Raw genomic sequence first — 429 nt, forward strand, 5'->3', positions numbered from 1 at the left:
ATGAGAAGCAACGTAGTAATAGCGACTAGTAAACAATCTACTGTTGCTAAAAATAAATTTTTTTGACTGAATTGAAAGTAGCTGAACGCTTGATTGCACATATAATTTAAAAGGAATACAAACCAAAATGTTTTTGGCTTACATCCATATTTGTTGTAAATAATTGCAACGGATAATGCAATGAGTCCATATAATACAGCCCAAATCATTCCGATTGTCATACCAGAAGGTGTCCAAGACGGCTTTTCTAGCGCAGCGTACCAAATACGATCCACAGGAAATAAAATACTAGAAACATAAAACAAACCATATGTTAGTAAAAATACTATAATACTAGATTTTTTCATAAACATTCTCCTTTTTAATAGAAGGTTTTAGAAACTCTATATGATTCGTATACTCTTGCAATGAATACAACTTTAATACGCA

Annotated in this window: 1 protein-coding gene; it reads right to left on the bottom strand. The window is 31.2% G+C overall.

Annotation, left to right across the window (positions count from 1 at the left end):
* On the bottom strand, positions 1–347 hold a 347-nt coding region (locus ACLBWW_RS28630; protein ID WP_447614407.1), incomplete at its 3' end, for a TspO/MBR family protein.
* Between the last annotated feature and the right edge of the window lie 82 nt (positions 348–429).

It is taken from the genome of Bacillus sp. M5A3_1b, assembly GCF_053345335.1.